The following is a 6,627-nucleotide window of genomic DNA, read 5'->3' on the forward strand; positions in this document are numbered from 1 at the left end:
GCGACCACGTCTAAAGTAAGTGACGATCAAATGTTCCTATGTCGTCAGCGTGGTGTTGATCCAGAAAAAGCGGTCTCAATGATCGCCCGTCGTCAGCCAATGGCCGGAGACTTGCGCCACATTGTATCGGCCATTCACGTGGCCAACGATTTGGAACGTATCGGCGATATTGCTAAAAACTTGGCCCGCCGTGTGAAGCATATCGACAGCCAGCGTGTTTCCAAACAGCTCTATAATGGCATCCGCCACATGTCAGATTTGGCGTTGGCGCAAATCAAGCGCTCGCTCGATAGCTTTACGCTGCGCGACGCAAACATCGCGCTAGACGTGTGCCGCCGCGATGATGAGGTGGATGCGCTTTACATTTCACTGTTCCGCGAATTCCTGACCTACATGATGGAAGACCCGCGCAACATCACCGATTGCACTCATCTTTTGTTCTGTGCCAAAAACTTGGAACGGGCAGGGGACCACGCGACCAACATCGCTGAAGCGGCCTATTATCTAAAGACCGGTGAGAACCTTTATTACGATATTGAATCTGGCAAAGTTCAGCTGAACTAACCTTTCAATTAGACGGAAAATACGCCAATGGCTCCCTTCATCCTGATCGTTGAAGACGAAGCAGACCTTGCAATTATGCTGCGTTATAATCTTGAAGCTGAGGGCTATCGCGTCGCCACAGTTGAAAGTGGTGACGAAGCCAGTTTGCAAATGCGCGAAGAAATGCCCGATTTGATCCTGCTGGATTGGATGCTGCCGGGTCTTTCAGGTATTGAACTGTGCCGCCGCTGGCGCACCAAAGATGAAACATCGCGGGTGCCCATCATCATGATGACAGCACGCGGCGAAGAAGAAGAGCGTATACGTGGTTTGGCAACCGGCGCTGACGATTATGTGGTTAAACCATTCTCAGTGCCCGAACTTTTGGCCCGGGTAAAAGCCCATTTGCGCCGCGCCAACCCAAGTCTTTTGTCCAACGCCCTTAAATCTGGCGATATCGAATTGGATCGCCAAACTCACCGCGTTAGCCGTTCAGGCAAAGAAGTGCACTTGGGCCCAACCGAATATCGCTTGCTCGAATATCTTATGCAAAGCCCAGGGCGTGTTTATAGCCGCGAGCAATTGTTGGATGGTGTTTGGGGGCACGATGTTTATGTGGACGAACGAACCGTCGACGTGCACGTCGGTCGTTTACGCAAAGCCATCAACCGTGGCCGGGTCAAAGACCCTATTCGCACCGTGCGCGGCGCGGGCTACGCCTTTGACGAAAAATTTGCGGTGGCGAGCTAAGCGGCTTCCAACATGTCCAAACGATACCTAGCAATTTCGTCCAAAGGCCACTTCGGGCGAAACTTGGACGTACCTATTTGACCATCTCAATCAGCTGAATAAGGTTGCCACATGTGTCGTCAAACGTTGCCATTTTGTATTCGCCAGCATCTGTAACAGGTTGGGTGAAGACGACGCCCAGACCATCAAGACGTTTGTGCTCAGCCACCAAGTCGTCAACTTGAAATGACGCCAAGGGTATGCCGTCCGCAATAAGTGCAGACCGATATGGCGCAACTGCATGGTGAACGCTTGGTTCGAGCAACAATTCAACTTCATCATCTGCGCCAGTTTGAGAAACTGTTAGCCAACGGTATTCACCTAAAGGGATGTCATGTTTGATTTTGAACCCAAGAATATCGCAGTAAAACCTTGCCGCCTTTTCCTGGTCGTCAACAAATACGCTCGTGATATAGATTTTCATTGCTCAGTCCCCCAATTGGCTCAACCCATTGTGCAGGACCGTGATTTCAAGTCAATCAACCACTTCGACGTCAGCACATGAAAATTCTTGGTTAGATGACATTGACTGATGGTAAATTGGGGAGGTGCCGCGCAACCTTTCGTTGACCAGGTTGCGCGGACTTTAGGTCATGCCGCCAGATGTTGCGCAGTAAGTGTCGCCACCAATGCATCGGCGGAACCATTTGCCTTTTCAATGGCGTCAGAGACCATGAAATGCTGCTCGGCGACAACAAACTCGACGTCACTGATGCCGATAAACCCCAGAATATGCCGCATATAGTCGCTGGCAAAATCAATGTCCGAGCCAAACGGCGTGCCGCCTGACGAGAAAGTGACGATAGCCTTTTTGCCCGTCATCAGACCTTGAGGCCCGTTTTCACCATAAGCAAAGGTTTTGCGAACTCTACAGACCAGATCAATCCAAGCTTTCAAACTTGCGGGTACCGCAAAATTATACAGTGAGACACCGATAACCAGCAGGTCAGCGGCCCCAATTTCATCAACCAGAACGTCCGAAAGTAAGAGCGCATCTTTTTGAGTGGCTGTCCGTTCTTCTTCTGGCGTGTTGTTCGCCATGACCCAGTTTTGATCAAGGTGCGGCAGGCTATCGTTTAGGTCGCGGGTCTCAACACTGGCGACCATTTGATTAGCGCTCAGGGTTTCAATTATGCGCGTCGTTAGCTGCGACGACTGCCCCTTATGGCCCATTGCGCTGCTGTCAATGCGAAGGATATTTAGTTTCTTAATCATACGTCGTTCCTTTTGTCATGTCCGGCCCGCAAAGGCTTCATGAAGTGAGAAACAAGGGATATCAGCTTTACATTGAAGCAATAACAGTAGAATTTCTGAATATATTATTGCGATTACGAGAAGAATATGAGCCATCTTGATGAAATGAATGCGCTGGTTGCCATTGCAGATGCAGAAAGCTTAACAGGCGCTGCGCGGTCGATGAATATCGCTTTGTCAGCAGTCAGTCGACGACTGAAGGATCTTGAACGGCGTCTTGGCACAACATTGGTCCTGCGCACCACGCGAAGCATCAGCTTCACGGCGGCTGGTGAGGATTATTTGATGCGCTCTCGTCAGATTATTGCAGATATTCGTGAAGCAGATTTGTCGGTTCTTGAGGGTTCTTCTGTCTTGTCCGGGCGCATTCGTTTGGCCGCACCTGTTACGTTCTCGACGTTGCACCTTGGCCGCATATTGTTTGATTTTATGGCCCTGCACCCCGAGCTGAATATTGAGCTGGATCTAAACGATAGGCAGGTTGATCTTGTTGGCGAGGGATATGATCTTGCCATTCGTATTGGCCAATTGGCAGACAGTAGTTTGAAGGCGAAACGCCTCACACCCATTCGGCACTTTCCCTGCGCCGCCCCATCGCTTTTAGACAAATATGGATGGCCAAATATACCCGAAGATATGGCAAAAATGCCCGCGCTTACCTATCGCTCAACCCGCAGCAAAACCGCATGGCCATTTGTCCGACCCGATGGCAGCAAAGGGGCGGTGAAAGCAAACGGGCGAATGGCGGTCAACAACGGTGAGATGGTGCTCATGGCGGCAGAAGTTGGGCTAGGGGTAATTTTGGAACCCACATTTATTGCTTATCGTTCAATTGCTGCTGGCGCGCTGGTGCCACTGTTTCAAGATCACACATGGTCAAATAATGCCGCTTACGCCGTCTATGCGCCAAATCGCACTTTGCCAAAAAGAGTAAGGGCTCTGATCGACTATATTGCTAAAACGTTGACAACAGAACCCAGCTGGGATCGCTCAATTGCGGCGATGAGCAAGACCTAGGCAAATCCCGCTTTTAAGAGACACGCAACCGGACAAGCCCAAACATGGGCCGGCATTTCACCGGCCCATGAACGTGTTATTTTGACTTTTTTCCCGCGTTGATGTTTAGCGGTTTGCCGGCATTAGAATTGGCTGTAGCTAAAACTCTTGGCTTCTCTTTTTTTGGCTTTTTGGCTTCTTTATTGCCGCGGCTCTTGTCGCCTTTAGACATTGAATTTCTCTTTTGGCAGTGCAACGGGCCTCTTTAGAGTATGAAAGATTTCTCGTTGCGGGTTACCCATTCAAACGCTGAATTGCGTTTGTTATGGCTGTGTTCGGCCAATGTTGGTTTTCCAACACTTGTCGTTAGTTTGGGTATGCTGTTGAGTTTTGGCTCAAGTCAAATCAGACTTGAGCGCGCCATTGCGCTCACTCACCAATATCCAATGAACTTTTTTTGGATTTTGTAAATACAAATGTTGCACAGGCGGCAAAAATCTTAAGCCAAACTCTGTTTTCTTGCCTTCGCACCGACGGGCGAGAACCTGAAGGCTCTATCTGGCGCTTCTCACTCTGGGGTGGTCTTTCCAAGCGGGCATTGTTGCCATGTGTTCAAGTGTCTCTTGCTCAGCTTGTTCCTTGGGCGAGCCCTTGTTCATCTGCCAGTGCACCATGCGAGCAAAGCGCGTGTCAAAATCCTGTAATTGGCCATTTTCATCCACGCAATGCGCGCAATATGTGCCCGTTTCAATCGGCATGCCGCAACTTTGGCATTTGTGTTCACTCATCTTTAGTCCTCCTCATTTGGTTTATTTGACAATTCGTTTCGAAATACGTTCAAAAGCTTGAGTAGTGTTTCTTGATCTTGCGGCTCAAGCCGGGCGCTCGCCAGTGCCAATTGATCGATATCTAAAACAGTTTGCGCCTCGCGCAGTGCTGTTTGACCAGTTTGCGTTAGCCAGATCATCGACCGACGGCCATCACTTGGGTCTTTTTGCTTTTCAACCAAACCCTTGGCTTCCATGTGGCTAACCATCTCGCTAAGCGTGGATGGCGCACGATCAAAATGAACTGTAAGTTCGGCCAATGTCATCGGCCCAGTAATGGCAAGATGATTTAAAAACCCGACGCTAGACGGCGACAATCTTTGTCGCTTGTCGCGCACGCGGCGCATGGCGAGCGCGTAGAAATCTCTGTAAAGCAATTCGAATGCTTGGGCGAAAGCTATATTTGGTTTTTCATCCATGCGCCGACGCTAATCAGCGCAAGTTCGTTCGTAAATCCCGAAGGAAGTTATTTTCTTAAAAGGAGAACGCAGCGGGAGATTGAGATTTTCCATAAGAAACGCGACAAAACAAAAAACCGCCCCAAAAGGACGGCTCTTTAAAATCTCAAACGCTTACGCTTGCAGGCTTAACTGCGCTTGCGGCGATCCAGCGTGTGGTAAGCGCGCTTGGAGTGAAACTCGCAATAGGGTTTGCCTTCATCAGAATTGCGACCACAAAAGTGGAAGTCGTCATTCAAAGGGTCGCCAATAGGCCATTTGCAGGTTGTTTCATTCAACTGCATTAGGCTCACGCGCTCTTCTTCGGGGATAAAGATCTCTGCTTCTTGCGCCGTGGCAAGCGCCACATTTGCATCAACTTCGGTGTTCATCTGCAAAGCGTTTGCGCCAGAAACGGGCGCATGAACCGCTGGGCGACGACGGGGCGCACTTGTTGTGCTGCCACTCACCGAACCGCCAGTTGAAGCGGGCCTTCTTGGTGCTGAAGGTGCCGCAGAGGTTGCTCTTGGCTTGCGCGCACGAGGTGCTGACGCAGCGGGCTTCGCCCGACCAGACAATTTCAAACGGTGCACTTTGCCGATAACCGCATTTCGGGTGACGCCTTCGCCCAACTCACCTGCAATTTGGCTAGCGCTAAGACCTTCCATCCATAGTTTTTTCAAAGTAGCTACGCGTTCATCAGTCCACGCCATGAAGATCCTCCGCAAATAGGGCCAAGATGCAAACCGATACCCTGCCAAAAAAGAGAATTTGGCAACAATACCATCCATCGTATATTTTGTAGGTCCGCCACACGACATGTCGTGCCCCTACTGTCGCTACTTTACCGGATCGGCTGAATCAAAGACAAGGGGCAGACAAACTTATCCTCTTAAAAAATTGATAATTTTTTGCCGATTGGTCACCAAGACGTGACCAATGGCTTGTCAGATTGACAAATCGCCCCAACAAAAGGCATAAACAACACCAATAAGGCGTGCATCGTGATCAACGGGCACGTCTTCTTGTTTCACAATATGTATAACTCGTGGCGCACCAATAAGGGTGCATGGTCCAATAGGAAAGAAAAATGTCGGCTTTATATAAGAATTATGCCCGGTCTGAAATCGCCTTTGAAAGGGGCGAGGGCGTCCGACTGTTCTCAACAACTGGCGACGAGTATTTTGATTTTGCAGGCGGCATCGCCGTTAATGTGGTGGGGCACGCAGACCCGCACGTGGTCAATGCCATCAAAAATCAGGCTGAAAAGCTATGGCATGTGGGCAATGTTTTCACTATTCCAGAACAAGAAAAACTGGCGCAACGCCTCGTAGATATCAGCTTTGCCGATATGGTGTTTTTCACCAATTCAGGCGCTGAAGCCGTTGAATGCGCCATGAAAACCGCGCGTCGTTATTTTTATGATAAAGGCGAGCCAGACCGGTTTGAGATCATTACCATGGAAGGTGCATTTCACGGCCGGACATTGGGCACCATCGCCGCTGGGGGTAACCCTACCTACCTTGAAGGCTTTGGCCCAAAGGCTGGTGGCTTTGTGCAAGTGCCGCGCGGCGATTTGGAAGCGCTCAAAAAGGCAATCACCCCAAATAGTGCTGCCATCTTGTTTGAGCCAATCCAAGGCGAAAGCGGTATCAATATTCTGGACGCAGATTTTTTGCGTGAAGTGCGTGCGCTTTGTGACGAGCACGGTCTTTTGCTGATTTTGGACGAAATCCAGTGCGGTTATGGCCGCACGGGCAAAATGTGTGCCTATGAATGGG

Annotated in this window: 9 protein-coding genes; 4 read left to right on the top strand and 5 right to left on the bottom strand. The window is 49.9% G+C overall.

The window, feature by feature from the left end; translation table 11 throughout:
• Together phoU and phoB are read left to right on the top strand one after the other, a co-directional pair.
• The coding region (gene phoU / locus Q0231_RS12130; protein WP_299347852.1) for a phosphate signaling complex protein PhoU at nt 1–564 on the top strand (564 nt) is incomplete at its 5' end.
• Between the two features lie 27 nt (nt 565–591).
• Nucleotides 592–1,293, top strand: coding sequence for a phosphate regulon transcriptional regulator PhoB (gene phoB / locus Q0231_RS12135; protein WP_269392756.1), 702 nt, complete (start codon nt 592–594; stop codon nt 1,291–1,293).
• Between the two features lie 73 nt (nt 1,294–1,366).
• Here phoB and Q0231_RS12140 read toward each other — a convergent pair whose 3' ends face one another.
• Together Q0231_RS12140 and Q0231_RS12145 are read right to left on the bottom strand one after the other, a co-directional pair.
• The gene (locus Q0231_RS12140; RefSeq protein ID WP_269392755.1) at nt 1,367–1,756 is read right to left on the bottom strand and encodes a VOC family protein; all 390 of its coding nucleotides are present in this window, start codon (nt 1,754–1,756) and stop codon (nt 1,367–1,369) included.
• 167 nt (nt 1,757–1,923) lie between these two features.
• Nucleotides 1,924–2,547, bottom strand: a complete 624-nt coding sequence (locus Q0231_RS12145; protein ID WP_269392754.1) for an NAD(P)H-dependent oxidoreductase — start codon at nt 2,545–2,547, stop codon at nt 1,924–1,926.
• Nucleotides 2,548–2,673: 126 nt separating this feature from the next.
• On the opposite strand from Q0231_RS12145, the gene Q0231_RS12150 reads away from it, so the two are divergent.
• The gene (locus tag Q0231_RS12150) at nt 2,674–3,603 is read left to right on the top strand and encodes a LysR family transcriptional regulator (RefSeq protein WP_269392753.1); all 930 of its coding nucleotides are present in this window, start codon (nt 2,674–2,676) and stop codon (nt 3,601–3,603) included.
• A 533-nt stretch (nt 3,604–4,136) separates the two neighbouring features.
• Here the strand turns inward: Q0231_RS12150 and Q0231_RS12155 are convergent.
• The 3 genes from Q0231_RS12155 to Q0231_RS12165 form a co-directional block, all read right to left on the bottom strand.
• Complete coding sequence (locus tag Q0231_RS12155; protein ID WP_269392752.1) at nt 4,137–4,370, bottom strand: hypothetical protein; 234 nt, start codon at nt 4,368–4,370, stop codon at nt 4,137–4,139.
• A gap of 2 nt (nt 4,371–4,372) precedes the next feature.
• Complete coding sequence (locus Q0231_RS12160) at nt 4,373–4,828, bottom strand: MarR family winged helix-turn-helix transcriptional regulator (protein ID WP_269392751.1); 456 nt, start codon at nt 4,826–4,828, stop codon at nt 4,373–4,375.
• A gap of 167 nt (nt 4,829–4,995) precedes the next feature.
• Nucleotides 4,996–5,559 (bottom strand): GcrA family cell cycle regulator, encoded by a 564-nt coding sequence (locus Q0231_RS12165; protein ID WP_299347853.1) that lies wholly within the window; start codon nt 5,557–5,559, stop codon nt 4,996–4,998.
• Between the two features lie 377 nt (nt 5,560–5,936).
• On the opposite strand from Q0231_RS12165, the gene Q0231_RS12170 reads away from it, so the two are divergent.
• A partial coding sequence (locus Q0231_RS12170; protein ID WP_299347854.1) for an aminotransferase class III-fold pyridoxal phosphate-dependent enzyme occupies nt 5,937–6,627 on the top strand: 691 nt, incomplete at its 3' end.

The sequence above is a fragment of the uncultured Maritalea sp. genome (assembly GCF_937139385.1).
Taxonomy (GTDB): domain Bacteria; phylum Pseudomonadota; class Alphaproteobacteria; order Rhizobiales; family Devosiaceae; genus Maritalea; species Maritalea porphyrae_A.

Bases quoted from the DNA above. Each gene is read 5' to 3' on its own strand.
- Q0231_RS12160 (WP_269392751.1), bottom strand. From the start codon at position 4,828: ATGGATGAAAAACCAAATATAGCTTTCGCCCAAGCATTCGAATTGCTT.
- phoB (WP_269392756.1), top strand. From the start codon at position 592: ATGGCTCCCTTCATCCTGATCGTTGAAGACGAAGCAGACCTTGCAATT.
- Q0231_RS12140 (WP_269392755.1), bottom strand. From the start codon at position 1,756: ATGAAAATCTATATCACGAGCGTATTTGTTGACGACCAGGAAAAGGCG.
- Q0231_RS12145 (WP_269392754.1), bottom strand. From the start codon at position 2,547: ATGATTAAGAAACTAAATATCCTTCGCATTGACAGCAGCGCAATGGGC.
- Q0231_RS12150 (WP_269392753.1), top strand. From the start codon at position 2,674: ATGAGCCATCTTGATGAAATGAATGCGCTGGTTGCCATTGCAGATGCA.
- Q0231_RS12165 (WP_299347853.1), bottom strand. From the start codon at position 5,559: ATGGCGTGGACTGATGAACGCGTAGCTACTTTGAAAAAACTATGGATG.
- Q0231_RS12155 (WP_269392752.1), bottom strand. From the start codon at position 4,370: ATGAGTGAACACAAATGCCAAAGTTGCGGCATGCCGATTGAAACGGGC.